Source organism: Streptomyces pseudogriseolus (assembly GCA_002154585.1).
Taxonomy (GTDB): domain Bacteria; phylum Actinomycetota; class Actinomycetes; order Streptomycetales; family Streptomycetaceae; genus Streptomyces; species Streptomyces pseudogriseolus.
In genome coordinates, this window is sequence record MUNG01000135.1 from 25052 (window position 1) to 48857 (window position 23806).

Sequence of the window (23806 nt, forward strand, 5' to 3'; positions counted from 1 at the left end):
CCCGCCGATCGCTCAGCCGACCTCGGTCACCGTCCCCGCACCCACCGTGCGCCCGCCCTCGCGGACGGCGAAGCCGAGACCGGGCTCGAGCGGCACGTCGCGCCCCAGCTCCACGGTGGCGGTCACCGTGTCACCGGGCCGCGCCACCGCCGCCTCGCCGAGGTCGACGTTCCCGACGACGTCGGCGGTGCGGATGTAGAACTGCGGCCGGTAGCCGGTCGACAGCGGTGTCGTCCGGCCGCCCTCGCGGGCCGACAGCACGTACAGCCGCGCCGTGAACCGCCGGCTCGGCGTCACGCTGCCCGGCGCGGCCACCACGTGTCCGCGCCGCACCGCGTCGCGCGGCACCCCGCGCAGCAGCAGCGCCACGTTGTCCCCGGCCTGCGCCTCCTCCATCGGCTTGCCGAAGGTCTCCAGGCCGGTCACCACGGTCTCGGTGTCCGCGCCGAGCACCTGCACCCGGTCGCCGACCCGTACCGTGCCGCGCTCGACGGCGCCGGTGACGACGGTGCCGCGGCCGGTGATGGTGAGCACGTTCTCCACCGGCAGCAGGAACGGCGCGTCGAGATACCGCTCCGGCACGGGCACATAGGTGTCGACCGCGTCGAGCAGCGCCTCGACGGACGCGGTCCAGCGCGGGTCGCCCTCCAGCGCCTTGAGCCCGGAGACCCGGACGACGGGCGCCGCGTCACCGCCGTAGCCGTGCGCGGTGAGCAGTTCGCGGACCTCCAGCTCGACCAGGTCGGTCAGTTCCTCGTCGCCCGCGTCGGCCTTGTTGAGCGCGACGACGATGTGGTCGACGCCCACCTGCCGGGCGAGCAGCACGTGTTCGGCGGTCTGCGGCATGATCCCGTCCAGCGCGGAGACGACGAGGATCGCCCCGTCGAGCTGGGCGGCGCCGGTGACCATGTTCTTCACGTAGTCGGCGTGGCCGGGCATGTCGACGTGCGCGTAGTGACGGGTGTCGGTCTCGTACTCGACGTGCGCAATGTTGATGGTGATGCCGCGGGCGGCCTCCTCCGGGGCGCGGTCGATGCGGTCGAACGGCACGAACGTGCCGGCGCCCCGCTCGGCGAGCACCTTGGTGATGGCGGCGGTCAGGGTGGTCTTGCCGTGGTCGACATGGCCCATCGTGCCGATGTTGAGGTGCGGCTTGGTGCGGATGTACGCCGTCTTGGACATGGCGGTACCTGGAAGCCTCTCAGGTGATGACGCATCAGGTCCCGGGCGCGGCGATGCGGCGCGCGGCCGGGACGGGGACCCCAGGAACCTGGCCGACCCTCCCCCTGCGGGGTCCGCCGGGCGATCCGGGGAGGGTCAGCTTCGGGCGCCGTCGACTGCGGCGACGAGAACGGTGACGGCAGCCTTCGGGGCATCCGCGACGGCGGATGCTGCGAGAAGGAAGGCGTACCGGAACATGGGGACGATCCTCGCCGACGCCGCGCCCCGCGTCGAACCATTTTCCGCGCGGCGGAAAGCCGAGGTCACGTGACCGCGACGGACGGTGCGGTCACGCGCCGATGTTCTTCAGCGCCTCCCGTACCGACAGCGGCGCGAACCGGTCGCCCTCCCGCGCGAGGAAGCCGCGTACGGCGTCCGGGTCGGTCTTGGCGTACTCGCGCAGGGCCCAGCCGATGGCCTTGCGGACGAAGAAATCGGGGTGGCCGGACTGACGCAGGCAGTAGCCGAAGAGCCGTCCGGTGTCGGTGCGTTCCTTGTAGCGGAGCTGGTGCAGCAGCGCGGTGCGTACGAGCCACATGTCGTCGTCGGTGCTCCAGCGGTCCATCTCGGCGGTGAGCGCGGGGTCGGCGGCGACCAGCGGCCCGACGACGTGCGCGGCGAGCAGGTCGACGGTGTCCCACCAGGGCACGGTGGTGAGGAGGTGGCGGGCGACCGGCAGGAAGCCGGAGGAGCACCTCCGTACGTGCCGGCGGAGATGGTCGACGGCGAAGTAGTGGTACTCCCGCTCCGGCAGTTCCCAGCAGCGCAGGGCGACGGCCGCGCAGTCGGCCTCGGTGGGGCGGGGCAGTCCCGCCTCGACGGTGCGCGACAGCGCGCGGCGCACCGGTGTCTTCAGGCCCAGGAAGGGCGCGACGTCCTTCATGTACGCCCGCATGACGGCCGCCTGCCCGGGGTCGGCGGCGGGGGCGTAGGCGGCGACGAGCCGCTCCAGCACCGTGTCGGCCAGCGGGCTGTCCGGGATCCGCGGCGGCACCGGACGGTCTTCTGTGACGCGCATGAGACGCACACTACGGCGATCTCGTACATATGTCGGTTAGTGTCACCGGATGCTCGATGCCACCGACCGCTCTGGGGGCACCGCCACGGCCCGTCCCCGGGCCGGCTCGTCCGACCTGGTCGCCCTCCCCACGGCCGCTCCCGTTCTCGCGCCCGCGCCGGGTTTCGCCGGCCGCTGCGCGAGAGTCCTGCTGTCGCCGTGGTCACGGCTGTCGCTGCTGGTGGTCCTGCTGGCCTCGGCGGCTGCGGTGATGGTGGCGCTGGAGCCGCAGCGGCTGCTGACCGACGGCCTGCCGAACCGCCTCGGCGGCGCCGCGGCCGTCGTCGCCTACGCGGTGGCGTACGGGGCGTGCACGGTGGCGTTCGTGCCGCGCCCGCTGCTGAACCTGGCCGCGGGGGCGCTGTTCGGCTCCCAGTTCGGGCTGGTGGCCGCGCTGGGCGGCACGGTGCTGGGCGCGGGGCTCGCGTTCTGTCTGGGGCGGGTGCTCGGTCAGGAGGCGCTGCGTCCGCTGCTGCGCGGGCGCTGGCTGAAGGCGGCGGACCACCAGCTCAGCCGGCACGGTTTCCGGTCGATGCTGGCGGCGCGGCTGTTCCCGGGCATCCCGTTCGCCGCCGCCAACTACTGCGCCTCTGTCTCCCGGATGGGTCTGCTGCCGTTCCTGCTGGCGACGGCGCTCGGCTCGATCCCGAACACCGCCGCCTACGTGGTGGCCGGGGCCCGCGCCTCGACGCCGACGTCCCCGGCCTTCCTGATCGCGCTGGCGTGCATCGCCGTACCGGGTCTGGCGGGCGCGGTCGTGGCGTGGCGCAAGCGGAACCGGCTGCGCGCCCGCTGACGGACCGGCGCGCCACCTCCGCTCCTGCCCCGTCAGACCCGTTGCGGTCCGTCAGATTCGTTCCGGTCCTTCAGATCCGTTCGAGGATCATCGCGTTGGCGAGACCGCCGGCCTCGCACATGGTCTGGAGGGCGTAGCGCGCCCCGCGCTCCTGCATGGCGTGGACCAGGGTGGTCGTCAGGCGGGTGCCGCTGGCGCCGAGCGGGTGGCCGAGGGCGATGGCCCCACCGTGCACGTTGACCTTGTCCAGGTCGGCGCCGGTCTCCTGCTGCCAGGCGAGGACCACGCTGGAGAACGCCTCGTTGACCTCGAACAGGTCGATGTCGTCGAGGGCGAGACCGGCCCGGCGCAACACCTTCTCCGTGGCCGGGACGACGCCGGTGAGCATGAGCAGCGGGTCGGACCCGGTGACGGCGAAGCTGTACAGCCGGGCGAGGGGGCGCAGGCCGAGCCGGGCGGCCGTCTCCCCTGCCATGACGAGAACGGCGGACGCGCCGTCGTTGACGGGGCTGGCGTTGCCGGCGGTGACGTTCCACTCGATCTGCGGGAAGCGCTCCGCGAAGCCCGGGTCGTGGTAGGCGGGGCGGAGTCCGGCGAGGACCTCGGCGTTCGTGTCCGGCCGCACGCACTCGTCGCGCGTGACGCCCTCCAGCGGGGCCACCTCGGCGTCGAACAGCCCGGCGTCCCAGGCCGCGGCGGCCCGGCGGTGCGAGGACACGGCGAAGGCGTCCATCTGCTCGCGGGTGATCGACCACTTGGCGGCGATGAGCTCGGCGCTGATGCCCTGCGGGACGAGCCCCTCCGGGTGGCGGGCGGCGATCCCGGGGCCGAACGGGTCCTTGCCCTCGGGGACGTTGGACCACATCGGCACCCGGCTCATGGACTCCACGCCGCAGGCCACGGCGATGTCGTACGCGCCGGAGATGACTCCCTGGGCGGCGAAGTGCACGGCCTGCTGGGAGGAGCCGCACTGGCGGTCGACGGTGGTGGCGGGCACGGACTCGGGCAGCCCGGCGGAGAGGGCGGCGTAGCGGGTGGTGTTCATGGCCTGCTCGCCGACCTGGTCGACGGTGCCGCCGATGACGTCGTCGATCAGTTCCGGGTCCACGCCGGAGCGTTCGACGAGGGTGCGCAGGGTGTGGGCGAGAAGTTCGACGGGGTGGACGTGGGCGAGGGCGCCGTGGGGCTTGCCCTTGCCGATGGGGGTGCGTACGGCTTCGACGACGACGGCGTCACGCATGGTGCGGGCCTCCTCGGCCGGACCGTTCAGGACGGTCACCAGATTCGGGCTACCGGTGAGTAGGAATTTCCAACTCACCATAACGCCGAGCATTGGAAATTCAAACCCACTTCCGGTCATGCCCGTAAACTGGGCGCATGGCCCCCTCCAAAGACCCGCGTCCCTGCTCGATCGCCGACGCCCTCGCCCTCGTCGGTGAGAAGTACTCCCTGCTCGTGCTGCGCGAGGTGTGCCTCGGCAACGGCCGCTTCGACCAGCTCGTGCGCAACATCGGCGCGCCGCGCGACATCCTCGCCACGCGCCTGCGCCGCCTGGTCGACGCCGGGATCCTGACCAAGCGCCCGTACAGCGAGCGTCCGCAGCGCTTCGAGTACCGGCCCACCCAGGCGGGTTACGAACTGGAGCCCGTGCTGTGGACCTTGAAGGAGTGGGGCGACCGCCATCTGCGGGCGGACACCGGCACCCCGATGGTGCTCGAGCACCACTGCGGCCACGAGTTCGTGCCGGTCGTCACCTGCCGGGCCTGCGGCGAGGAGGCGCGGCACCGTGAGCTGACCGCGCACCCCCAGGCGCCGGGCTGGACGGTGGGCGGTCCCGCGGCCGCCTGAGCGTCACCCGGAAGGACGCGGGGGGCCATCGAACCTTCGCCGATGCTTCATCTGCGAGCGCTACAGTTCGCCCTCGGCGCGCCCGATGATCGACAACATCGCACCCGGCGGTGGGGGTGTGCCCTTCGACCTTTCCGCGATCGGCACTTGGACCCCGCTGCCCTATGTCATGGTTTGAATCACTGATCCTCGGACTCGTCCAGGGTCTGACCGAGTTCCTGCCCGTCTCCTCCAGCGCGCATCTGCGGCTGACCGCGGCCTTCTCCGGCTGGGAGGACCCCGGCGCGGCCTTCACCGCGATCACGCAGATCGGCACGGAGACCGCGGTGCTGATCTACTTCCGCAAGGACATCGGGCGCATCCTCTCCGCGTGGTCCCGCTCGCTGACCGACAAGGCGATGCGCCGGGACCAGGACGCCCGCATGGGCTGGCTGGTCATCGTCGGCTCGATCCCGATCGGCGTGCTCGGGGTGACGCTCAAGGACCAGATCGAGGGCCCGTTCCGCGATCTGCGGCTCACGGCGGCGATGCTGATCGGCATGGGCGTCGTCCTCGGCGTGGCCGACCGGCTCGCGGCGCGCGCGGAGAGCGGCGGTCGGCACCGGGTGGCCGCGCCCCGCAAGGAGCTGGGCGACCTGACGGTCAAGGACGGCCTCATCTACGGCGTGTGCCAGGCGATGGCCCTGATCCCGGGCGTCTCCCGCTCCGGGGCCACCATCAGCGGCGGCCTGTTCATGGGCTACCGGCGCGAGGCCGCGGCGCGTTACTCGTTCCTGCTCGCGATCCCCGCCGTGCTGGCGTCCGGTCTCTTCGAGCTGAAGGACGCGGCGGAGGGCGGGCACGTCTCCTGGGGCCCGACGCTGTTCGCCACGGTGATCGCGTTCGCCACCGGGTACGCGGTGATCGCGTGGTTCATGAAGTTCATCTCGACCAAGAGCTTCATGCCGTTCGTCTGGTACCGGATCGTGCTCGGCGTCGTGATCATCGTCCTGGTGGCCGTGGGCGCGCTCAGCCCGCACGCGGCGGAGTCGGCGGGCTGACGTTCCGGACGGGAACGCGGGTGCGGACCGGGCGCGCGGAAACGGTTCGCCGCCCGTCGGGCACGTCCCATACACCCGGGACGTGTCCGCGGCACGTGACCGAACCCATACGGGTCCCGTAGCCGTCCGGTAGCGCACCGTCAGTCCATGGCCCTAGGCTTGTCCGCATGTCCCCCGATTTAACGCCCCCTGGTTCCGTGCGGTCCGCCGCCGAGGTGAACGAGCAGATCCGCGCCCTGTGGCTGCGGGCGGGCGGCTCCCTGTCCGCCCAGGAGCGCGAGGAGTACGAGATGCTGGTCGTCGAGTGGGCGGCCGCCATCCGCGGACGGGTCGTCGAGGCGGCCTGACGGCCGCACCGGACCGCGTCCCCTGTCAGCGTCCGCCCGCGACCCGCAGTACCGTCCCCGTGGTGTACGAGGCGTCCGGCGACATCAGCCAGGCCACCGCCGCCGCGATCTCCTCCGCCTGTCCCGCCCTCCGCAGCGGGATGGTCCCGGCCATCTCGCGGACCCGGTCCGGCGCCCCCATCGCGGCGTGCATCTCCGTGTCGATCAGGCCCGGGGCGACCGCGTTGACCCGCACCCCGGACGGCCCGAGTTCTTTCGACAGCCCCACGGTCAGCGCGTCCACGGCCGCCTTGGTCGCCGCGTAGTGCACGTACTCGCCGGGGCTGCCCAAGGTCGCGGCGCCCGACGAGATGTTCACGATCACGCCCGTGCCGCGCGGCGTCATCAACTGGGCGGCCCGCCGCGCGCACAGCAGCGTGCCCACCACGTTGACGTCGACGACCCGGCGCAGCGTGTCCGTGGCGACCTCGGTGAAGGGCCCGAGCGGCCCGGTCACCGCCGCGTTGTTCACCAGCCCCGTCAGCGGCCCGAGTTCGCGCTCCGTCACCTCGAACAGCCGCTCCACGTCGGCCTCGTCGGACGTGTCCGCCCGCACCGTCACCGCCCGCGCCCCGGCCGCCCGCACGTCCTCGGCCACCTTCTCGGCGGCGCCGGTGTCCCGGACGTAGTTCACCGCCACGTCGTGTCCCTCGGCCGCCAGCCGCCGGCAGGTCGCGGCGCCGATGCCCCGGCCTCCCCCGGTGACCACCGTGACCAGACGCTTCACGAGTACCTCCTGGCGCAGAACGCGGGACGAAGATCCCCAGAGTCGCAGACGGGCCCGCCGGCGTCGCGCCCGGGCCCGCGGGCCGGGGAATGTCCGCGCACGCCCCTTGGCCGCGCTCCCCCGCATGGTCAACACTGAGCCGATGACGCAGCGTGTGGAGCTCGCGACCGTACGGGACCGGCTGGCCCTGGACGGGCTCGTCACCGACTACGCGGTGGCCGTCGACGACGGCGACTGGGCGGCGTACCGGCGGCTGTTCACCGCGGACGGGCGGGCGGACCACCGCGGTGCGGGCGGCATCGAGGGGGACGCCGGCACGGTGGCCGGGTGGCTGGCCGAACGGTCCGCGGAGTTCCCCGTGCGGCAGCTTCTTCTCGTCAACCGCCGCGTGCGGCTGGGCACGTGGGAGGGGGACGCCGGGGACACGGCCGAGATGCGGGCCGACTACGTCAGCCCCGCGTCCCGGGGCGGGGAGGCGGACGGGGCCGGCGGGCTCGACCTGCTGAGCGGCGGCCGGTGCCTGTTCACGACGGTGCGCACGCCCGACGGCTGGCGGCTGAGCCGGGTCGTGGTGGACGAGAGGTGGCGCAGCCCGACCGGCGGGCGGGCGGACGATGTGATCGACTGAAAGTCGTCGCGCGGCGCATCCGGCCGGGTCCGGGACGCACACTGGAGGCAGCACGGGGTAGGGAGGCGCCCATGAACAACGTCGGCCACCTCCTCGCCTCCCCGTGGCGCCGCTCGACCGCCGCCGCGGTCGCGGGCGCGCTGCCCGTCCTGGCGTTCCCCGCCCCGAACCTGTGGTTCGTCGCCTACGTCGCCCTGGTCCCCTGGCTGCTGCTGATCCGCACCGCGCCGACCGGACGGCGGGCCGCGTTCGACGGCTGGTGCGGCGGCTTCGCCTTCATGCTGGCCATGCACCACTGGCTGCTGCCCAGCCTGCACGTGTTCACGTTCGTCATCGCCGCGCTGCTGGGCGCGCTGTGGGCGCCGTGGGGGTGGCTGGTGCGCCGGACGCTGGGCGGCTCGCCGTCCGGGGGCCGGGTCGCCGCCGCGCTGCTCGTGGTGCCGTCGGGCTGGCTGACGATCGAGCTGATCCGCTCCTGGCAGGGGCTCGGCGGGCCGTGGGGCGTGCTGGGCGCGAGCCAGTGGCAGGTGGAGGCCGCGCTGCGGCTGGCGTCCGTGGGCGGGGTGTGGCTGCCGAGCTTCCTGGTGGTGGCGCTGAACGTCGCGGTGGCCGTGCTGGTCGCGATGCGCCGGGTGCGGGTGCCGGCCGTGGCGGGGCTGGTCGCGGTGGCCGCCGCCGGGTCCGCCGCGTGGGCCGGGGCGCCGCGCCCGGAGCCCACCGGGGAGCGGACGCGGATCGCGCTCGTCCAGCCGGGCGTCATAGCCGGGGCGGACAGCGCGGACCGCCGCTTCGACCGCGAGGAGCGGCTGACCCGGCAGCTGGCCGGCCAGGACGTCGACCTGGTCGTCTGGGGGGAGAGCAGCGTCGGCTTCGACCTCGGCGACCGTCCCGACCTGGCCCGTCGGCTGGCCGCGCTGTCCCGCGAGACGGACGCGGAGATCCTGGTCAACGTGGACGCCCGGCGCTCGGACCGGCCCGGCATCTACAAGAGCTCGGTGCTGGTCGGCCCCGACGGCCCGACCGGCGACCGGTACGACAAGATGCGCCTGGTGCCGTTCGGGGAGTACATCCCGGCCCGCTCCCTGCTCGGTTGGGCGACCTCCGTCGGCAAGGCGGCCGGCGAGGACCGCAGGCGCGGCTCCGAGCAGGTCGTCATGGACGTGGGCGACGGTCTGCGGATCGGGCCGATGGTGTGCTTCGAGACGGCGTTCCCGGACATGAGCCGCCATCTCGTACAGGACGGCGCGGGCGTGCTGCTCGCTCAGTCGTCCACGTCGACGTTCCAGGGCAGCTGGGCGCCGGAGCAGCACGCCTCGCTGGCCGCGCTGCGCGCCGCCGAGACCGGCCGACCGATGGTGCACGCCACCCTGACCGGGGTGTCCGCCGTGTACGGCGCGGACGGCGGGCGCATCGGCCCGTGGCTGGGCACGGACGCCTCCGTGGCGCAGGTCTACGAGGTGCCGCGGGCGCAGGGCACCACCCTGTACGTCCGGTTCGGCGACTGGCCCCCGCAGGCGGCGCTGCTGGTCCTCGCGGTGTACGGCGCGGTGCAGCTGGCGCGGTCCAGGGCCTTTCGTTTGGATCAGGCCGGCCGTGAGGCGCGGTGCCTCGTCGACTGACCCGAGCGGGGTCTGGTGCGTGCAGCTGCAAGGCGGAGGAAGGCGACAACGCGATGGGGGCCCCGCCCGCGCGAGCGCAGCCGAGCGTGGGGGAGTTGGCAACTGACGGCAACGCCGCTGGGGGCGCCCCCACGCCCGCTCAGGGCAGTGGGGGAGTGCGTGCCAGGCCCCCCGACGCCGGGGTGATCCGAACGAAAGGCCCTAGGCGAGGCGCTCGTCGACCGCTCGTACCACCCGTTCGCACAGCTCATGGGTCGCCAGTGCGTCACGGGCGCTGAGCGTCCTCCCGGCGCGCACCGCGTCCAGGAAGGCGAGCGCCGCCTGTTCGATGCCGCGCTGCCGGGACACCGGCACCCAGTCGCCGCGCCGCCGCACGGTCGGCTGGCCCTTGTGGTCGATCACCTCGGCGAGGTTGACCACCTGGCGCTTGGTGTCCTGCCCGGACACCTCGAGGATCTCCTCGGCGGAGCCGCTGAGCCGGTTCATCACGCCGAGGGCGGTGAAGCCGTCGCCGGCCAGCTGGAGCACCACGTGGTGCAGCAGCCCGTCCTCGGTGCGGGCGCGCACGGTCACGTCGTCGATCCGGCCGGGCGCCAGGAAGCGCAGGGTGTCCACGACGTGGATGAAGTCGTCGAGGATCATCCGGCGCGGCTCCTCCGGCAGCCCGACCCGGTTCTTCTGCATGAGGATCAGCTCGCGCGGGTGGTCCGCGCACTGCGCGTAGCCGGGGGCGTGACGCCGGTTGAAGCCCACGGCAAGGCTCACGCCGCGCTCCTCGGCGAGCGTCACCAGCCGCTCGGAGTCGGCGAGTTCGTACGCGAGCGGCTTGTCGACGTACGTCGGCACGCCGGCCTGGAGCAGCCGGGTCACGATCTGCGGGTGGACGTCGGTCGGGGCGTGCACGAAGGCCGCGTCGAGCCCCGCGGCGATCAGCGCGTCGAGGTCGGCGTGGAGCCGCGCGGCCGGCAGGTGGAGGGCGTGGCCGACCCGCTCCAAGGTGGCCGGGGTGCGGGTCTGGAGATGGAGCTCCACGCCGGGCTGGACGGCGAGCACCGGAAGATAGGCCTTCTGCGCGATGTCGCCGAGCCCGATGCAGCCGACCTTCACGGTGTGTTCTCCTCTGGTCCTCGCCTGCCGTGGTCCGCAGCGAGCATACGGGGTGCCCCGGAGCCGTCCCCGGCCGCACCGGACGGCCCTCCCGGCGGCCGCCAGTCGGCGACCCCGTCGAACCCGCGCAGGAACAGCGACGGCGCCGCCTTGGCCAGCGCGGCCAGCCCGGCGTCCCGGACGACGGTGCCGACGCGGCCGGTCCTCAGGTTGAGGCGGGCCGTCCGCACCGCGCGGCGCGCGACGGCCGTGGTGCGCGGGAGGCGGACGGCGGTGTAGCCGGGGAGGCCGTCGGCGACGGGCGCGTCCGCGCAGGAGGGCATGTCCGGGCGGGGGAAGGCGAGGGTGATCGCGTCCTCGACGGCCTGGTTGCCGCCCTGGCCGAGGGTGGGCGGCATGGCGTGCGCGGCGTCCCCGACGAGGGCCACGCGGCCGAGGTGGAAGGCGGGCAGCGGCTCGGCGATGTGGTGCACGTCGTGCCGCAGGACGTCCTCGGGCCGTACGGCGGCCAGCACCTCGGGGACGGGGCTGTGCCAGTCGCCGTAGCGGCGCAGCAGTTCGGCCCGCTCGTCGTCCGGGGCCCGCTCCCCCGAGGGCGCGACGGCGGCGGCGTAGGCGTACACCCGGCCGTCCTTGAGCGGGTGGGTGCCCCAGATGGCGCCCCGGCCCCAGGTCTCGTGCGAGGGGAACGCGACGCCGGGCAGCGGGACCAGTACGCGCCAGGTGGTGAAGCCGCTGTACACGGCGCCGGGGTGGCCGGGGAAGAGGGCGCCGCGCACGGCTGAGTGGATGCCGTCGGCGGCCACCACCAGGTCGCCCTCCAGTTCCCCGTCGGGCGTCTCGACCCGGGCCGGCCTGCCGGGGTCGCCCGGGACTCCGGGGTCCGTGAGCCGGGCGGGGGCGCCGGTGCGGACGGCGCCGGAGGGGAGCAGTCCGGCGAGGCGGTCGACGAGAGTGGCGCGGTGCAGCAGGACGAGGGGGCCGCCGAAGCGTTCGGCGGCGGCTGCTGCGTCGGCGCGCGCCAGCCACCGGCCGCTCGGCGTCCGCAGTCCGCCGTCGCCCTGCCAGGCGGACAGGGCGCGGATGTCGTCGCCCAGGCCGATGACGTCCAGGGCGCGCAGCGCGTTGGGGGACAGCGAGATCGCCGCGCCCACCGGCTCCAGGGAGGGGGCGCGCTCCAGCACGGTGACCCGTGCCCCGCGCAGGCGCAGGGCGGCCGCCGCCGTCAGCCCGCCGATGCCCCCGCCGATCACGATCACGCGTTCGGCCGCTGTCATGGCTCCTCCTCGCGACAGTTGACTACACTTGTAGTAGACCCTCGACGGCCACCGTACTACAGCCGTAGTGACACCGGTAGGTTGACCTCCATGTCCGAACGCACCACCACCGGCGCCCGCGCCGACCTCGTCGCCGACACCGCACTCGCCCTGCTCGCCGAGCGCGGCATGCGCGGCCTGACCCACCGGGCCGTGGACGAGGCGGCCGGGCTCCCCCAGGGCTCCACGTCCAACGTGGCGCGCACCCGGCAGGCACTCCTGGAACTGGCGGTACGCCGCCTCGCCGACCGGGAGGAGCGGGTCCTGGCGCTTCACGAACTCCCCGGCCCCGACGACGGCGCCGACGCCGTCCTCGACGCCCTGGCCCTGGCGGGCCACCGCGCGCTGACGCTCAACCGCGAGCTGACCCTCGCCCGTTACGAACTCGCCCTGGAGGCCACCCGCCGCCCGGAGCTGCGCGCCCACTTCGACGCGGCCGGCGCCCGTTTCCGCGACCGCCTGACCGCCCTCGTCACCGCGCTGGGGTCCACCTCCCCGGCCCGCCACGCCCTCACCCTGACCGCCTGGGCCGACGGCCTCCTCTTCTCCTGCGTCGCGGGCTCCTACCACGCCGACGTCCCGTCGCTGTCGGACATCCGCGCGGACCTGCGGGAGATCGTCGAGGGCATGCTGGGGACGCGGCCGTCGTAAAAGCCGTGGTGTGCGGCCCGGTCGGCGGGAAAGGATGCGGGAATGACGACCCAGCGCACCGAACCCGCCCGGAACGCCGACGAACGGACCATGCTCGAAGGGTGGCTCGACTACCACCGCGCGACGCTCGCCCTCAAGTGCGAAGGGCTGACGGACGAGCAGCTGCGGACGGCCGCGGTGGCGCCGTCGGAGCTGTCGCTGATGGGGCTGGTGCGGCATATGGCGGAGGTGGAACGCTCATGGTTCCGCCGGGTGTTCGCCGGCGAGGACGCGGGGCCGATCTACTACGGGGAGGCCGACCCGGACGGGGAGTTCCACCCCGGCGAGGCGGACACCTGGAAGGACGCCTACGAGACCTGGCAGGCGGAGATCGCGGCCTCCCGGCGCAGCGCAGCCGGTCACTCCCTCGACGAGCTCTCCCGGAGCCGTCATCACTCGCACTCCGAGCCGTGCTCCCTGCGCTGGATCCACACGCACATGATCGAGGAGTACGCCCGGCACAACGGTCACGCGGACCTGATCCGGGAGGCGATCGACGGCGCCACCGGCGAGTGACGTCACCCGCCGCGCCCGCGGGGCCCTCGAAGGTGGGCGGACATCACCCGTGCGGAGGACGGCCGCGCCTGTCCGCCCGCCGCGCGGCGGGCGGAGCCAGCAAAGTGGCGGGGGTGCAGCGAACGACGACCACAGCAGCGCTCCTGGTGACCGTGGCGGCCGCCGCCCTCTCGGGCTGCGTGACGGTCCAGCGTCCCCTCGCCCCGGGCCCGGCGACCGCGCCGCCGCCGGGGGCCGGGCACGACGCGGCGGGACGCGACGCGTCACCGGTCGTGCAGGCGCCGGCGCGCGAGGCGCTGACCCGGGTGCCGGCCGACTCCCCCGAGGCGTCGCCGTCGAAGCGGGCCACCCCGAAGGCCGGGCCGTCGAAGACGGACGTGCCTTCCGACGCGCGCGACGGGCAGGCGCCGCGCACGGAGCGGCCCCCGGGCCCGGAGCGGCCTCGGCCGACCCGGCGCGCGCCGGCCCCGCGCCCTCCGGCACAGCTCCCGGGCGGCGGCGGGTCCTCGACCGGGGGCGGCTCGGGCGGCTCGGACGTCTGCGCGCTGGGCAGGGAGTACGGCGGCTGGCCGGCGGACAGCCCGCAGGCGCGGATCTGCCGGGACACCTACGGCCGCTGAGCCCCTCCGGCTCACCGCTGCCGGGGCGGTCCCGGTCCCCCGGGCGGCATCCCGTCCTCCCCCAGCCGCGCCTCCAGCCGGCGGACGGCGGCCCGTACGCCCTCGCCGTAGCGGTCGTCGGCGAGGGCGCGGGCGGCGGCCCGGGCCCGGTCCAGATGGACGCGGGCCGCGTCGGGGCGGCCGAGGCGGGCGTAGTCGGCGGCCAGGTTCACATGCAGCGACGGGTACAGGGCGCGCACCGCCGGGGCGTCGTCCTGGCTCCACGCCCCGCCGGCCTCCTCGGCCGCCGTCAGCGCCCGCAGGTCCCAGGCCAGTTCGTCCTCGGGGTCGTCCTGGGTGTCGGCGAGGTAGTGGGCGAGGGTGCAGCGGTGCAGCGGGTCGCCGTGCTCCCCGATCTCCGCCCACAGGCCGAGGAAGCGGTGCCGGGCCTCCTCCCGGTCGCCCGCGTGGTGCAGCATCACGACCTGGCCGATCCGGGTGAGCAGGGCGTCCGGCGCCGCCTGCTCCTGTCGCTCCGTCACCGCGTCCTCCGCACCGTCGCCCGCTGTCGCCCCCGACGCTAACCGCAGACCGGGACGATCGCGGACAGGCCGCCCCGCGACGTGCCGGGGACGGGCACGGCGGATCAGCCCAGGTTCGGGATGGTCCAGTCGATCGGCCGGTGCCCCTGCGCGGCGACCGCCTCGTCGATCTGCGAGAACGGACGGGAGCCGAAGAACTTCTTCGCGGACAGCGGCGAGGGGTGCGCCCCCTTCACCACCACGTGCCGGCTCTCGTCGATCAGCGGCAGCTTCTTCTGCGCGTAGGCGCCCCACAGCACGAAGACCGCCGGGTCGGGGCGGTCGGCCACCGCGCGGATCACCGCGTCGGTGAACAGCTCCCAGCCGCGCCCCTTGTGCGAGTTGGCCTCGCCCGCGCGGACCGTGAGCACCGCGTTGAGCAGCAGCACGCCCTGCTTCGCCCACGGCATCAGATAGCCGTTGTCCGGGACGGGCGTGCCCAGGTCGGCGTTCAGCTCCTTGTAGATGTTCCGCAGGGACGGCGGGATCTTCACCCCGGGCCGGACCGAGAAGCACAGCCCGTGCCCCTGGCCCTCGCCGTGGTACGGGTCCTGGCCGAGCACCAGGACCTTCACCTCGTCGTACGGCGTGGCGTCCAGGGCCGCGAAGACCTCCTCGCGGGGCGGGTAGACGGGACCGCGCGCCCGCTCCTCCTCGACGAACTCGGTCAGCTCCTTGAAGTAGGGCTGCTGAAGCTCGTCACCCAGAACCCCGCGCCAGGACTCGGGCAGCATGGCGATGTCGGTCACGTCGATTCCCTTGCTCACGTGGTCGTTCCAGCTCTCAGAACCTACCGGCGACCACTGACAGCCGGCCTCGCGGCCGGCTGTCCGGGCGCTCTACCAGCTGGTCTTCCGGGAGAGCTGCCACATCATCATGATCGTGGAGGGGTCCAGGGCACGCTCGGCGCCCGAGATCTCCTGGCTCGCCGCCACGTACTGCCGGCCCTGCCACAACGGCAGCAGCCGCGCGTCGTTCACGAGGATCTGCTGCGCCTCCTCGAACTGCTTCACCACGTTGCCCCGGTCGCTCTCACGGCGGGAGCTGGGCAGCAGCTCGTTGACGATCTTCTTCGCCTCGTACGGCGTGCCGAGCGCGTTCTGCTCGCCGACGAACGGGGCGATGAAGTTGTCCGCGTCCGGGAAGTCGGGGAACCAGCCACGGCCGAACACCGGGTACTCGCCGTTCTGGTAGCCCTCGACGTAGGTCTTCCAGGGGCGGCTCTTGAGCGTGACGTCGAACAGCCCGGACGTCTCCAGCTGCCGCTCCAGCTCCTTGAACTCCGCGGCGGTCTCGGAGCCGTAGCGGTCCGAGGTGTACCAGAGGGTGAGCGGCACGCGCTCGGTGATGCCGGCGTCGCGGAGGATCTCGCGGGCCTTGTCGGCGTCGGGCTCGCCGAAGTCGTCGAAGAAGCCGGTGGTGTGTCCGGTCAGGCCTTTGGGGACCATCGAGTACAGCGGGTCGACGGTGTCCTTGTAGACCTTGTGCGCGATCGCGGCGCGGTCGACGAGCTGCGCGACGGCCTGGCGTACGGCCTTCTTCCCGGCCCACGGGTCCTTCGGGTTGAACACCAGGTAGTTGATGTCGGTCCCGGTGCCGTCGATGAGCTGGATCGCCTCCTCCTTGGAGGTGCTGCCCTGCAGTTCGACGATGTCGCCCGCGGCCAGACCGCGGTAGGTGAGGTCGATGCGCTTGTCGCGCAGCGCCTGCACCATCTCGCCGGAGTCCTGGTAGTAGCGGATGGTGACCGCGTCGTTCTTGCGCTCGGCGTACCCCTTGTAGCGGTCGTTGCGGACCAGCTCGGCCTCCTTGCCCTCCTCGTACGACTGGAGGGTGTACGGGCCGGATCCGACGACGCTCTTGTCCTCGCGGAGCGACCCCGCCGGGTAGGAGTCGGGGGCGACGATCGACATCGCGGGGGTCGCGAGCACGAACGGGAAGGTGGCGTCGGGCTTGTTGAGGTAGAAGACCACCTCCCGCTCGCTCGGCGCCTGGACCCGCTCGAGGCTGCCCAGCAGACCGGCCGGGCCGCCGTTGACGTTGATCTCGCGGATCCGGTCGATCGAGTGCTTGACCGCCTTCGCGTCCAGCGCGCTGCCGTCGGAGAAGGTCAGCCCCTTGCGCAGCTCGCAGCGGAACACCTGGTTGGAGGTGTCGCTGAACTCGCAGCTCTCCGCCGCGTCCGGCTGCGGAGTCGTCGCGCCGATCGGGTAACTCAGCAGCGTCTGGTAGATGTTGCGGAACAGCTCCCAGGAGCTGTCCCAGGACGCGGCAGGATCCAGCGTGCTCGGCGAGCTGGTGGTTCCCACGACGATGGGGCCCTCGTCCTCCGGGCTGTCGGACGACAGAACTCCGCATCCGGCCATCAGGGACGATATGGACGCGATGGCCGCCACCCGCCGCAGGCATCGGTTCCGGTTGAACACGCGCACGCTCCTCGATCTGCCATACCAAGGGTCGGCGAACGATACCGCAGGGAAACGCCCGCTGACCCTGCCCGGAACGGCCCTTGAGATCAACTGGCGGATGACTACGTTGTCACGGACGTTTCGTGCTCAGAACGCCGACACGGACGCCGTTTTCGTCAACGGCGTCCGTGTCCGGCGGGGCGGTGGTGACCGGTGCGCACGCGTGGTGCGCGGCTCGGGCGCGGGCGCCCGGCGGGCCGATCCCGGAGGGCGCGTACGGGTCAGCCGACGCCGGCGTTGAGGAAGATGCCGCCGTCGACGACGAGGGTCTGGCCGGTGACCCAGTCCGACTGGTCGGACGTGAGGAACGCGGCCGCGCCGCCGATGTCGGACGGCACGCCGAGCCGGCCGAGCGGGTAGGACGCGGCGGCCTCCTCCTCGCGGCCCTCGTACAGCGCCTGCGCGAACTTGGTCTTCACCACCGCCGGGGCGATGGCGTTGACCCGCACCTTCGGCGCGAACTCGTGCGCCAGCTGCTGGGTGAGGTTGATCAGCGCGGCCTTGCTGACGCCGTACGCGGCGATGAAGGGCGAGGGCGCGATGCCCGCGACGGAGGCGATGTTGACGATCGCCCCGCCGTTGTCCTTCTGCCAGGCGTGCCAGGTCTTCTGCGCGAAGCCCAGCGCCGAGACGACGTTGGTCTCGAAAACCTTCCGCGCCACGTTCAGGTCGAGGTCGGCGATCGGCCCGAACACGGGGTTGGTGCCCGCGTTGTTGACCAGGAAGTCGACCCGGCCGAAGGCCTCCATGACGCGCTCGACGGCGAGCGCCTGGTGGGCCTCGTCGTGCGCCTTGCCGGCGACGTACACGGCCCGGTCGGCGCCGAGCCGCTCCACGGCCTCCTTGAGGGCGTCCTCGTTGCGTCCGGTGATGCAGACCCGGTCGCCGCGCGCGACCAGCGCCTCCGCGACGCCGTAGCCGATGCCGCGGCTGGCGCCCGTGATCAGGGCGGCCTTGCCGGTGGGTTCCACTGTCGTCATGTCCGGGTCCTTTTAGTCGAGCGGTCCGCCGGCCACGTACAGCACCTGGCCGGAGACGAAGCCGGCGGCGTCGCCGGTGAAGAAGGCGATCGCGTTGGCGATGTCCTCGGGCTCGCCGACGCGGGCCACGGGGATCTGGGTGGCGGCGGCGGCCTTGAAGTCGTCGAAGCCCATGCCGACGCGGTCGGCGGTGGCCTTGGTCATCTCCGTGGCGATGAAGCCGGGGGCGACGGCGTTGGCGGTGACACCGAACTTGCCGAGCTCCTTGGCGAGGGTCTTGGTGAAGCCCTGAAGGCCGGCCTTGGCGGCGGAGTAGTTGACCTGGCCGCGGTTGCCGAGCGCGGAGGAGGACGACAGGTTGACGATGCGGCCGAAGCCGGCGTCCACCATGTACTTCTGGCAGGCCTTGGACATCAGGAAGGCGCCGCGCAGGTGCACGTTCATGACGGTGTCCCAGTCGGAGACGCTCATCTTGAACAGCAGGTTGTCGCGCAGCACGCCCGCGTTGTTGACCAGGATCGTCGGCGCGCCGAGCTCCTCGGCGATCCGCGCGACGGCCGCCTCGACCTGCGCCTCGTCGGAGACGTCGCAGCCGACCGCGATCGCCTTGCCGCCGGCGGAGGTGATCTTCTCGACGGTGTCCTTGCAGGCGGCCTCGTCGAGGTCCAGCACGGCGACCGCGCGGCCCTCGGCGGCCAGTCGTACGGCGGTGGCGGCGCCGATGCCGCGCGCGGCGCCGGTGACGACCGCGACCCGCTGCTCAGTGGTGGACATTGCTGCTTCTCCTCGCCCTTGGGATGCGGCTCCTGCGGCCCGCCCGAATCGGTGAGCGACCGCTTAGTACCTTCAGCAGACGTGACGCTAGAAGCCCTGGCACGCGGTGTCAACGGCGCACCGCGCGTGTGTGATCCATTCCCCGCGGCCGGCCGGACCGCTCCGGCATCCGGTTCTCCTTCCCGGCACCCGTTCGGCCCACCGCTGCGCGCCGTCGCGGCGGGCGGAACCTAGCGTCGAAGCGCGAGCTCCCGCGGCAGGAAAGGAGGCGCCCGATGCGCCGTCGCACCGGTGTCATAGGCACGCTGATCGCGCTCGCCGCGATCGTGCCGATGGCCGACATCGCCCACGCCCAGGACCTGGACTGCGCCGACTTCACCTACCAGGAGGACGCGCAGACGTTCTTCGACATGGACCGCAGTGACCCGCACCGGCTCGACGAGGACCCCGGCCCGGACGACGGCATCGCCTGCGAGCGGCTCCCCCGGCGCGGTCTGACCTCCTCCACGTACCGGCCGGCCCCGACCTCCCGCCCGCCGACGGCGACCCCGAGCCGTACGCCCACCGTGACGGCCTCGCCGACCCGGACCACGGCCGCACCCACGCGGACCCCGACGGCCACCGCGACCGCGTCACCGACCCGCTCCGCGAGCCCGGCGCCGACGCCGACGCGCACCTCCGCCGCCTCCACCCCGACCCGGGGCGTCCAGGGCGGTCTGGGTGGCTCCTCGGCCGGCGGCCCGACGAGCTGGGACATCGGCATCGGCGCCACGTTCGCGAGCGGCGCGCTGCTGGCCACGGGGTACGCCATCCGCCGCCGTCGCGCCTGACACGCGCCGCGGCCGACGCGCCCGACTCTCACGAGGGGCGCGCGTCCGGCCCTCCGCGTCCTACCGCACCAGCAGGTCCAGCATCCGCTCCGTCTCCGCCGCCGGGTCCGCCGTCAGGCCGGTGTGGACCGGGCCCGGCTGGACGATCGTCGAGCGGGGGGCGATCAGCCAGCGGAAGCGCCGGCCGGGGTCGTCCTGGGCCGCCTGGCCCGCCGCGTCGCCGCCCGCGCAGACGCCCTCGACGGCGCGCAGCGCGGCCCGTACGCCGGGCACGTCGGCGGCGGGGTCGAGGGCCAGCAGCCGCGCCTCGTCGAGGTGGGTGCGGGCGCCGACGTAGGAGAGGGGGCGGCAGTACACGAGCACCCCCGCGTTGATGCGTTCGCCGCGTTCGATGCGCGGCACGACGTGCAGCAGCGCGTACTCGTAGACGTGCAGGTCGCTCACCGGTCCCCCTCGAGGCCCTGGATGCGGTGGTGGATCCCGGCGGCGCGGGCGAGCAGCGGGCGGGCGTAGGCGCGCCGGAGGTCGTCGGGGCTGTCGAAGCCGGGTTCTCCGGCCAGCCACACGTCGGGAACCTGGGCGGTGACCTCGGCCAGCAGGTCCTCGGTGATGCGCGGGGCGAGGTCCGCCGCCGCGGCGGCGACGTCGGGCGCGGCGCCCCGCAGGGCGTGGTCGGAGGCGTCGTAGGGGCGGGCGGCGGAGGCCTCGGCGCCGGGCCAGTTGTGGTGCCAGATCATGGTCGCGCCGTGGTCGATGAGCCACAGCTCGCCGCTCCTGAGCAGCATGTTGGGATTGCGCCAGGAGCGGTCGACGTTGTTGACCAGCGCGTCGAACCACACGATCCGGCCGGCCTCCTCGGGGCTCACCTCGAAGGCGAGCGGGTCGAAGCCGAGCGCGCCGGAGAGGAAGTCCGTCCCGAGGTTGGTGCCGCCGCTGGACTTCAGCAACTGCTGCACCTCCGGGTCGGGTTCGCCGAGCCCGAGCACCGGGTCGAGCTCGACGGTGACCAGGCGCGGCACCCTCAGCCCGAGCCGGCGGGCCAGTTCGCCGCAGACCACCTCGGCGACCAGCGTCTTGCGGCCCTGTCCGGCGCCGGTGAACTTCAGCGCGTAGACGCCGAGGTCGTCCGCCTCGATCAGTCCGGGGAGCGAGCCGCCCTCGCGCAGCGGCGCGATGAATCGGGTCGCGATGACTTCCTTGAGCATCGTCCCAGGCTACTGGGGTGTCGCCGCACGTCGGAGGCGGCCCGGTGGCGCGCCGCCGGCGACCGACAGGCGACCGACAGCTGTGGCTTACGCCCCTCCGACCGCACGCAGGCGAAGCTCTCGGCACTGCCTGAACGGCCCGGGCCCGGCGGCCGTACCTGTTTCCAGATCACGCTTCATCCCCGGAAGGGACACACCGGCATGACCGTATCGTTCCAGCCCGCATCGGGACCCGCCCGCCGCACGGTGGTGGCGGCTGCGGGGGCGGCCGGCCTCACCGTGGCGCTGACCGCCTGCGGCGGCTCCGACGACGACGCGTCCGCCGCCCCGTCGCAGTCCGGCGGTGCGGCGGACGACGCCGCGAACGGCGGCGGCACGGGCGGGAGTTCCGGCGGTGGCACGCAGCTCGCCTCGACCGCCGACATCCCCGAGGGCGGCGGCAAGGTGTTCGCCGACCAGAAGGTGGTGGTCGTGCAGCCGTCCGCGGGCGAGTTCAAGGCGTACTCCGCGACCTGCACCCACCAGGGATGCGCGGTGAAGAGCGTCTCCGACGGTCTCATCAACTGCCCCTGCCACAACAGCAACTTCTCCGTCGCCGACGGCAGCGTGAGCAGCGGTCCCGCGACCAAGCCGCTGCCCGAGGTGCGGATCACCGTGGACGGCGACTCCATCACCCTCGCCTGAACCACCGGACCCGTGCACGATGGGGGAATCCGTGCACGGCACACGCACAGCACGACAGCAGAAGGGGCCGTATGTCCGCCACACAGCGCCGGGGTCGCAAGATCATGATGACGCCCGGGGAGCTGGACGACTTCCTGACCGAACAGCGCACCTGCCGGGTTGCCACGGTGTCCGCCGACGGCATGCCGCACGTGAGCACCCTGTGGTTCGTGTGGGACGGCGTCTCGATGTGGCTGTACTCGGTGGTGCGCAGCAGGCGGTTCACGGACCTGCGGCGCGACCCGCGGGTGGCGATCGTGGTCGACACCGGCGAGGAGTACGACGAGCTGCGCGGCGCGGAGCTGTCCGGGCGGGTGGAGTTCGTGGGCGAGGTCCCGCGCACCGGTGAGCTGCGGGCGGAACTGGACGTGCCGGAGACGCTGTTCGCGCGGAAGAACTTCGGCCTGGACGAGATGCCGCACGACGGCCGGCACGCGTGGCTGCGGCTGACGCCGGAGAAGGTCGTGTCCTGGGACTTCAGAAAGCTCGCGCGACTGTCCTGACGGGGGCGCCGGCCCCCGTGGCCCCGGACTGCGAGATGTCAGTGTCCCGGGGAAGCGTCCGCGTGGCACCGTCGGTGTGGGCGCCCTCCGTGTGGGCGCCCTCCGTGCGGGCGAGTCCGTTCACGATGCGGCGCCCACCGGAGCACCGGCCGCGAGGGGCGATCCGTCCACGTGACCCCCGGCCCGCGCGGCCCCGGCGACCGGGGCTTCGGCGTACAGTTCACCGTCGTTGGGGGCGTCGTCCGTGAGGGCGGCGCCCCCGACCCGTTGTCCCGCCGCCCGCAGCGCGCGCACCGCCGCGCGGATCGACGGGCGGCGGTCGGCGTCGGCGCGCCAGACGACGAACACGTGCCGCCGCACGCGCTGCCGCAGCGGCACGGTCACCACCCCGTCGGGCAGCGGGTCACGGCCCAGCAGCGGGGCGACGCACACGCCGAGCCCCGCGGCGACCAGGTTGAGCTGGGTGTGGCTCTCGGCGGCCCGGTGCGCCACGATCGGCTCGACGCCCTTGGAGCGCAGGGTGAACATCAGCCACTCGTGGCAGAACTCGCCCTCGCCCCACGTGATCCACTCGTCCTCGGCCAGCTCCGCGAGGTCGATCTCCTCACGTCCGGCGAGCGGATGGCCGGCCGGCAGGGCCACGTCGGCCGGGTCGTCCAGCAGCAGCGCCTTCACCAGCCCGTCGGGCAGCGGCATCGGCTTGTTGTACCAGTCGAGTACGACCGCGAGGTCGAGGTCCCCGCGGATCACGCCCCGGATGCCGTTCTCGGGCTCCGTCTCCCGCGACCGCACCCGCAGCGCCGGATGGCGTCGCCGCAACTCGGCGAGCGCGACGGGAAACAGCCCGCGCGCGGCGGTCGGGAAGGCGGACATCCGCAGCTCGCCCGCGACCTGGCCGCGCTGCGCCTCCAGATCGGCCTGGGCCAGCTCCACCTGGGACAGGATGCGCGCCGCGTGCTCGGCGAGCAGCCGGCCCGCGTCGGTGAGCCGTACCCCGCGCCCGTGCTTGGCGAGGAGCCGCTGGCCCACCTCGCGCTCCAGCTTGGCCATCTGCTGCGAGACGGCCGAGGTGGTGATGTGCAGCCCCTCCGCCGCACCGCTGACCGAGCCGTGCCGGGCGAGGGCGTCGAGGGTGCGCAGGCGCTCCAGGTTCAACATGTAAGCGATGCTACGAGATACCGCGTGCGATTTCTCGATTGTGCTACGAGGTGAGTCTGCCGCATCGTTACCGGCATGAGCAGCAGTGTCACCCCGACGACCGCGACCACCCCGGTCACCCCGACCATCACGGACTCCGCCACCGCGCCGGACCGGACCGGCTCCGCGCCCGCCCCCGATGTTCCCGACCGCCCCCGCCTGGACTGGCGGCTGCGCTTCGCCGCCCTGTCCCTGATCTGGGGCTTCAGCTTCCTCCTCATCAAGGTCGGTACCCAGGGCTACGCCCCGTTCCAGGTCACCCTGGGGCGGCTGGCGTTCGGCACGGCCGTGCTGGCGGTCGCCATGGCGGTACGGCGGGAGGGGCTGCCGCGCGGCGCCCGCACCTGGGGGCATCTGGCGGTCGCCGGCTTCCTGCTGAACGCCCTGCCGTTCTCGCTGTTCGCCTTCGCGGAGCTGACCATTCCGTCCACCCTGGCCGGCATCTGCAATGCGACCTCCCCGCTGTGGGGCATGGCGCTGTCCCTGGTCGCGCTGCGCGAGGACCGGCCGACGCGGGTGCGGGTGGCCGGCCTGGGCCTCGGCTTCCTCGGGGTGCTGACCGTGCTGGGCGCGTGGCAGGGCTTCGACGGCCTGGACGCGCGCGGCACGACCCTGGGCCTGCTCGCCTCCCTGAGCTACCCCGTCGGCTGGATCTACGTCCGCCGCACCCTCGTCGGCAGCAGCCACTCCCACCTGTCGCTGACCGGGGGCCAGCTGCTGCTCGCCACGGTCCAACTGGCGGTCGTCACACCGCTGTTCACCACCGTGCCGTCGAGCCTGGCGGTCGGCCCGCTGCTCGCGATCGCGGCACTGGGCACGCTGGGCACGGGTCTGGCGGTCCTCGTCCAGTACGGCATCGTCGCCGAGGTCGGCCCGACCACCGGCCAGATGGTCACCTACTTCGTCCCGGTGATCGCCGCCGCGGCCGGCATCCTGCTGCTGGGCGAGACCCTGACCTGGTCGACACCGGTGGGCGCGGCGGCGATCACCGGGAC

At 73.4% G+C, this 23806-nt stretch carries 27 protein-coding genes; 13 read left to right on the plus strand and 14 right to left on the minus strand.

What is annotated here, in order from left to right:
* Positions 1 to 12 precede the first annotated feature (12 nt).
* Both tuf and CCN29_RS13725 read right to left on the minus strand, forming a co-directional pair.
* Complete coding sequence (gene tuf / locus CCN29_RS13720) at positions 13 to 1182, minus strand: elongation factor Tu (protein WP_086682031.1); 1170 nt, start codon at positions 1180 to 1182, stop codon at positions 13 to 15.
* A gap of 328 nt (positions 1183 to 1510) precedes the next feature.
* On the minus strand, positions 1511 to 2239 hold the full coding sequence (locus CCN29_RS13725; RefSeq protein ID WP_031059714.1) for a DNA alkylation repair protein: 729 nt from the start codon (positions 2237 to 2239) through the stop codon (positions 1511 to 1513).
* A 49-nt stretch (positions 2240 to 2288) separates the two neighbouring features.
* Here CCN29_RS13725 and CCN29_RS13730 point away from each other — a divergent pair, with 49 nt between their 5' ends.
* Complete coding sequence (locus tag CCN29_RS13730) at positions 2289 to 3074, plus strand: TVP38/TMEM64 family protein (protein ID WP_086682034.1); 786 nt, start codon at positions 2289 to 2291, stop codon at positions 3072 to 3074.
* Between the two features lie 70 nt (positions 3075 to 3144).
* Here CCN29_RS13730 and CCN29_RS13735 read toward each other — a convergent pair whose 3' ends face one another.
* Entirely contained in the window at positions 3145 to 4314 is a 1170-nt protein-coding gene (locus CCN29_RS13735) for a thiolase family protein (RefSeq protein ID WP_086682073.1), read from the minus strand.
* Positions 4315 to 4451: 137 nt separating this feature from the next.
* Here CCN29_RS13735 and CCN29_RS13740 point away from each other — a divergent pair, with 137 nt between their 5' ends.
* From CCN29_RS13740 to CCN29_RS13750, 3 genes are all read left to right on the plus strand, one after another.
* Positions 4452 to 4922: a winged helix-turn-helix transcriptional regulator gene (locus tag CCN29_RS13740; RefSeq protein WP_006134347.1), complete on the plus strand. Its 471-nt coding sequence runs from the start codon at positions 4452 to 4454 to the stop codon at positions 4920 to 4922.
* Between the two features lie 164 nt (positions 4923 to 5086).
* On the plus strand, positions 5087 to 5962 hold the full coding sequence (locus CCN29_RS13745; protein WP_006134346.1) for an undecaprenyl-diphosphate phosphatase: 876 nt from the start codon (positions 5087 to 5089) through the stop codon (positions 5960 to 5962).
* A 167-nt stretch (positions 5963 to 6129) separates the two neighbouring features.
* Positions 6130 to 6309 carry a hypothetical protein gene (locus CCN29_RS13750; RefSeq protein WP_063823437.1) on the plus strand — a complete coding sequence of 60 codons (180 nt, stop codon included), beginning with the start codon at positions 6130 to 6132 and terminating at the stop codon, positions 6307 to 6309.
* A gap of 25 nt (positions 6310 to 6334) precedes the next feature.
* Here CCN29_RS13750 and CCN29_RS13755 read toward each other — a convergent pair whose 3' ends face one another.
* A complete protein-coding gene (locus CCN29_RS13755) occupies positions 6335 to 7075 on the minus strand; it encodes an SDR family NAD(P)-dependent oxidoreductase (RefSeq protein ID WP_086682037.1) in 741 nt (246 codons plus the stop codon).
* Between the two features lie 142 nt (positions 7076 to 7217).
* Here CCN29_RS13755 and CCN29_RS13760 point away from each other — a divergent pair, with 142 nt between their 5' ends.
* Positions 7218 to 7703, plus strand: a complete 486-nt coding sequence (locus CCN29_RS13760) for a nuclear transport factor 2 family protein (RefSeq protein WP_086682076.1) — start codon at positions 7218 to 7220, stop codon at positions 7701 to 7703.
* A gap of 71 nt (positions 7704 to 7774) precedes the next feature.
* Complete coding sequence (lnt, locus tag CCN29_RS13765) at positions 7775 to 9322, plus strand: apolipoprotein N-acyltransferase (RefSeq protein WP_086682040.1); 1548 nt, start codon at positions 7775 to 7777, stop codon at positions 9320 to 9322.
* A 201-nt stretch (positions 9323 to 9523) separates the two neighbouring features.
* Here lnt and CCN29_RS13770 read toward each other — a convergent pair whose 3' ends face one another.
* Entirely contained in the window at positions 9524 to 10429 is a 906-nt protein-coding gene (locus CCN29_RS13770; protein ID WP_006134340.1) for a Gfo/Idh/MocA family protein, read from the minus strand.
* Positions 10426 to 11706, minus strand: a complete 1281-nt coding sequence (locus CCN29_RS13775) for an FAD-dependent monooxygenase (protein ID WP_086682043.1) — start codon at positions 11704 to 11706, stop codon at positions 10426 to 10428. Before CCN29_RS13775 ends, CCN29_RS13770 begins: the two co-directional genes overlap by 4 nt.
* Positions 11707 to 11796: 90 nt before the next feature.
* Between CCN29_RS13775 and CCN29_RS13780 the strand changes: the two genes are divergently transcribed.
* From CCN29_RS13780 to CCN29_RS13790, 3 genes are all read left to right on the plus strand, one after another.
* The gene (locus CCN29_RS13780) at positions 11797 to 12396 is read left to right on the plus strand and encodes a TetR/AcrR family transcriptional regulator (RefSeq protein ID WP_086682047.1); all 600 of its coding nucleotides are present in this window, start codon (positions 11797 to 11799) and stop codon (positions 12394 to 12396) included.
* A gap of 42 nt (positions 12397 to 12438) precedes the next feature.
* Positions 12439 to 12951, plus strand: a complete 513-nt coding sequence (locus CCN29_RS13785) for a DinB family protein (RefSeq protein WP_006134337.1) — start codon at positions 12439 to 12441, stop codon at positions 12949 to 12951.
* 146 nt (positions 12952 to 13097) lie between these two features.
* Positions 13098 to 13571 (plus strand): hypothetical protein, encoded by a 474-nt coding sequence (locus tag CCN29_RS13790; protein ID WP_006134336.1) that lies wholly within the window; start codon positions 13098 to 13100, stop codon positions 13569 to 13571.
* An 11-nt stretch (positions 13572 to 13582) separates the two neighbouring features.
* On the opposite strand, the gene CCN29_RS13795 is transcribed toward CCN29_RS13790, so the two are convergent.
* From CCN29_RS13795 to fabG, 5 genes are all read right to left on the minus strand, one after another.
* Complete coding sequence (locus tag CCN29_RS13795) at positions 13583 to 14092, minus strand: hypothetical protein (protein WP_006134335.1); 510 nt, start codon at positions 14090 to 14092, stop codon at positions 13583 to 13585.
* Between the two features lie 104 nt (positions 14093 to 14196).
* A complete protein-coding gene (ung, locus tag CCN29_RS13800; RefSeq protein WP_031016332.1) occupies positions 14197 to 14880 on the minus strand; it encodes a uracil-DNA glycosylase in 684 nt (227 codons plus the stop codon).
* Between the two features lie 90 nt (positions 14881 to 14970).
* Complete coding sequence (locus tag CCN29_RS13805; protein ID WP_031016330.1) at positions 14971 to 16557, minus strand: ABC transporter substrate-binding protein; 1587 nt, start codon at positions 16555 to 16557, stop codon at positions 14971 to 14973.
* A gap of 263 nt (positions 16558 to 16820) precedes the next feature.
* Positions 16821 to 17579: an SDR family oxidoreductase gene (locus CCN29_RS13810; RefSeq protein ID WP_006134332.1), complete on the minus strand. Its 759-nt coding sequence runs from the start codon at positions 17577 to 17579 to the stop codon at positions 16821 to 16823.
* Positions 17580 to 17591: 12 nt separating this feature from the next.
* Positions 17592 to 18353, minus strand: coding sequence for a 3-oxoacyl-ACP reductase FabG (gene fabG, locus CCN29_RS13815; RefSeq protein WP_006134331.1), 762 nt, complete (start codon positions 18351 to 18353; stop codon positions 17592 to 17594).
* Between the two features lie 275 nt (positions 18354 to 18628).
* On the opposite strand from fabG, the gene CCN29_RS13820 reads away from it, so the two are divergent.
* Positions 18629 to 19183 (plus strand): excalibur calcium-binding protein, encoded by a 555-nt coding sequence (locus tag CCN29_RS13820; protein WP_086682053.1) that lies wholly within the window; start codon positions 18629 to 18631, stop codon positions 19181 to 19183.
* Positions 19184 to 19243: 60 nt separating this feature from the next.
* Here CCN29_RS13820 and CCN29_RS13825 read toward each other — a convergent pair whose 3' ends face one another.
* Both CCN29_RS13825 and CCN29_RS13830 read right to left on the minus strand, forming a co-directional pair.
* Positions 19244 to 19627 carry a DUF3037 domain-containing protein gene (locus CCN29_RS13825; RefSeq protein WP_086682057.1) on the minus strand — a complete coding sequence of 128 codons (384 nt, stop codon included), beginning with the start codon at positions 19625 to 19627 and terminating at the stop codon, positions 19244 to 19246.
* Complete coding sequence (locus tag CCN29_RS13830) at positions 19624 to 20388, minus strand: HipA family kinase (protein WP_006134328.1); 765 nt, start codon at positions 20386 to 20388, stop codon at positions 19624 to 19626. The genes CCN29_RS13825 and CCN29_RS13830 overlap by 4 nt, the downstream gene beginning before the upstream one ends.
* 201 nt (positions 20389 to 20589) lie before the next feature.
* On the opposite strand from CCN29_RS13830, the gene CCN29_RS13835 reads away from it, so the two are divergent.
* The gene (locus CCN29_RS13835; RefSeq protein ID WP_086682060.1) at positions 20590 to 21072 is read left to right on the plus strand and encodes a Rieske (2Fe-2S) protein; all 483 of its coding nucleotides are present in this window, start codon (positions 20590 to 20592) and stop codon (positions 21070 to 21072) included.
* A 71-nt stretch (positions 21073 to 21143) separates the two neighbouring features.
* The gene (locus tag CCN29_RS13840) at positions 21144 to 21614 is read left to right on the plus strand and encodes a pyridoxamine 5'-phosphate oxidase family protein (protein WP_006134325.1); all 471 of its coding nucleotides are present in this window, start codon (positions 21144 to 21146) and stop codon (positions 21612 to 21614) included.
* A 120-nt stretch (positions 21615 to 21734) separates the two neighbouring features.
* Here the strand turns inward: CCN29_RS13840 and CCN29_RS13845 are convergent, their stop codons facing one another.
* The gene (locus tag CCN29_RS13845) at positions 21735 to 22772 is read right to left on the minus strand and encodes a LysR family transcriptional regulator (protein ID WP_086682064.1); all 1038 of its coding nucleotides are present in this window, start codon (positions 22770 to 22772) and stop codon (positions 21735 to 21737) included.
* Positions 22773 to 22847: 75 nt separating this feature from the next.
* Between CCN29_RS13845 and CCN29_RS13850 the strand changes: the two genes are divergently transcribed.
* The coding region (locus CCN29_RS13850; protein ID WP_442538357.1) for a DMT family transporter at positions 22848 to 23806 on the plus strand (959 nt) is incomplete at its 3' end.

What these genes read in the sequence shown, in the direction of transcription:
- CCN29_RS13835 (WP_086682060.1), top strand. Translation starts at nt 20,590, where the DNA reads ATGACCGTATCGTTCCAGCCCGCATCGGGACCCGCCCGCCGCACGGTG.
- CCN29_RS13810 (WP_006134332.1), bottom strand. Translation starts at nt 17,579, where the DNA reads ATGACGACAGTGGAACCCACCGGCAAGGCCGCCCTGATCACGGGCGCC.
- CCN29_RS13760 (WP_086682076.1), top strand. Translation starts at nt 7,218, where the DNA reads ATGACGCAGCGTGTGGAGCTCGCGACCGTACGGGACCGGCTGGCCCTG.
- CCN29_RS13730 (WP_086682034.1), top strand. Translation starts at nt 2,289, where the DNA reads ATGCTCGATGCCACCGACCGCTCTGGGGGCACCGCCACGGCCCGTCCC.
- CCN29_RS13725 (WP_031059714.1), bottom strand. Translation starts at nt 2,239, where the DNA reads ATGCGCGTCACAGAAGACCGTCCGGTGCCGCCGCGGATCCCGGACAGC.
- CCN29_RS13845 (WP_086682064.1), bottom strand. Translation starts at nt 22,772, where the DNA reads ATGTTGAACCTGGAGCGCCTGCGCACCCTCGACGCCCTCGCCCGGCAC.
- CCN29_RS13840 (WP_006134325.1), top strand. Translation starts at nt 21,144, where the DNA reads ATGTCCGCCACACAGCGCCGGGGTCGCAAGATCATGATGACGCCCGGG.
- CCN29_RS13775 (WP_086682043.1), bottom strand. Translation starts at nt 11,706, where the DNA reads ATGACAGCGGCCGAACGCGTGATCGTGATCGGCGGGGGCATCGGCGGG.
- CCN29_RS13820 (WP_086682053.1), top strand. Translation starts at nt 18,629, where the DNA reads ATGCGCCGTCGCACCGGTGTCATAGGCACGCTGATCGCGCTCGCCGCG.
- CCN29_RS13740 (WP_006134347.1), top strand. Translation starts at nt 4,452, where the DNA reads ATGGCCCCCTCCAAAGACCCGCGTCCCTGCTCGATCGCCGACGCCCTC.
- CCN29_RS13745 (WP_006134346.1), top strand. Translation starts at nt 5,087, where the DNA reads ATGTCATGGTTTGAATCACTGATCCTCGGACTCGTCCAGGGTCTGACC.
- CCN29_RS13785 (WP_006134337.1), top strand. Translation starts at nt 12,439, where the DNA reads ATGACGACCCAGCGCACCGAACCCGCCCGGAACGCCGACGAACGGACC.
- CCN29_RS13735 (WP_086682073.1), bottom strand. Translation starts at nt 4,314, where the DNA reads ATGCGTGACGCCGTCGTCGTCGAAGCCGTACGCACCCCCATCGGCAAG.
- CCN29_RS13780 (WP_086682047.1), top strand. Translation starts at nt 11,797, where the DNA reads ATGTCCGAACGCACCACCACCGGCGCCCGCGCCGACCTCGTCGCCGAC.
- CCN29_RS13830 (WP_006134328.1), bottom strand. Translation starts at nt 20,388, where the DNA reads ATGCTCAAGGAAGTCATCGCGACCCGATTCATCGCGCCGCTGCGCGAG.
- CCN29_RS13750 (WP_063823437.1), top strand. Translation starts at nt 6,130, where the DNA reads ATGTCCCCCGATTTAACGCCCCCTGGTTCCGTGCGGTCCGCCGCCGAG.
- lnt (WP_086682040.1), top strand. Translation starts at nt 7,775, where the DNA reads ATGAACAACGTCGGCCACCTCCTCGCCTCCCCGTGGCGCCGCTCGACC.
- fabG (WP_006134331.1), bottom strand. Translation starts at nt 18,353, where the DNA reads ATGTCCACCACTGAGCAGCGGGTCGCGGTCGTCACCGGCGCCGCGCGC.
- tuf (WP_086682031.1), bottom strand. Translation starts at nt 1,182, where the DNA reads ATGTCCAAGACGGCGTACATCCGCACCAAGCCGCACCTCAACATCGGC.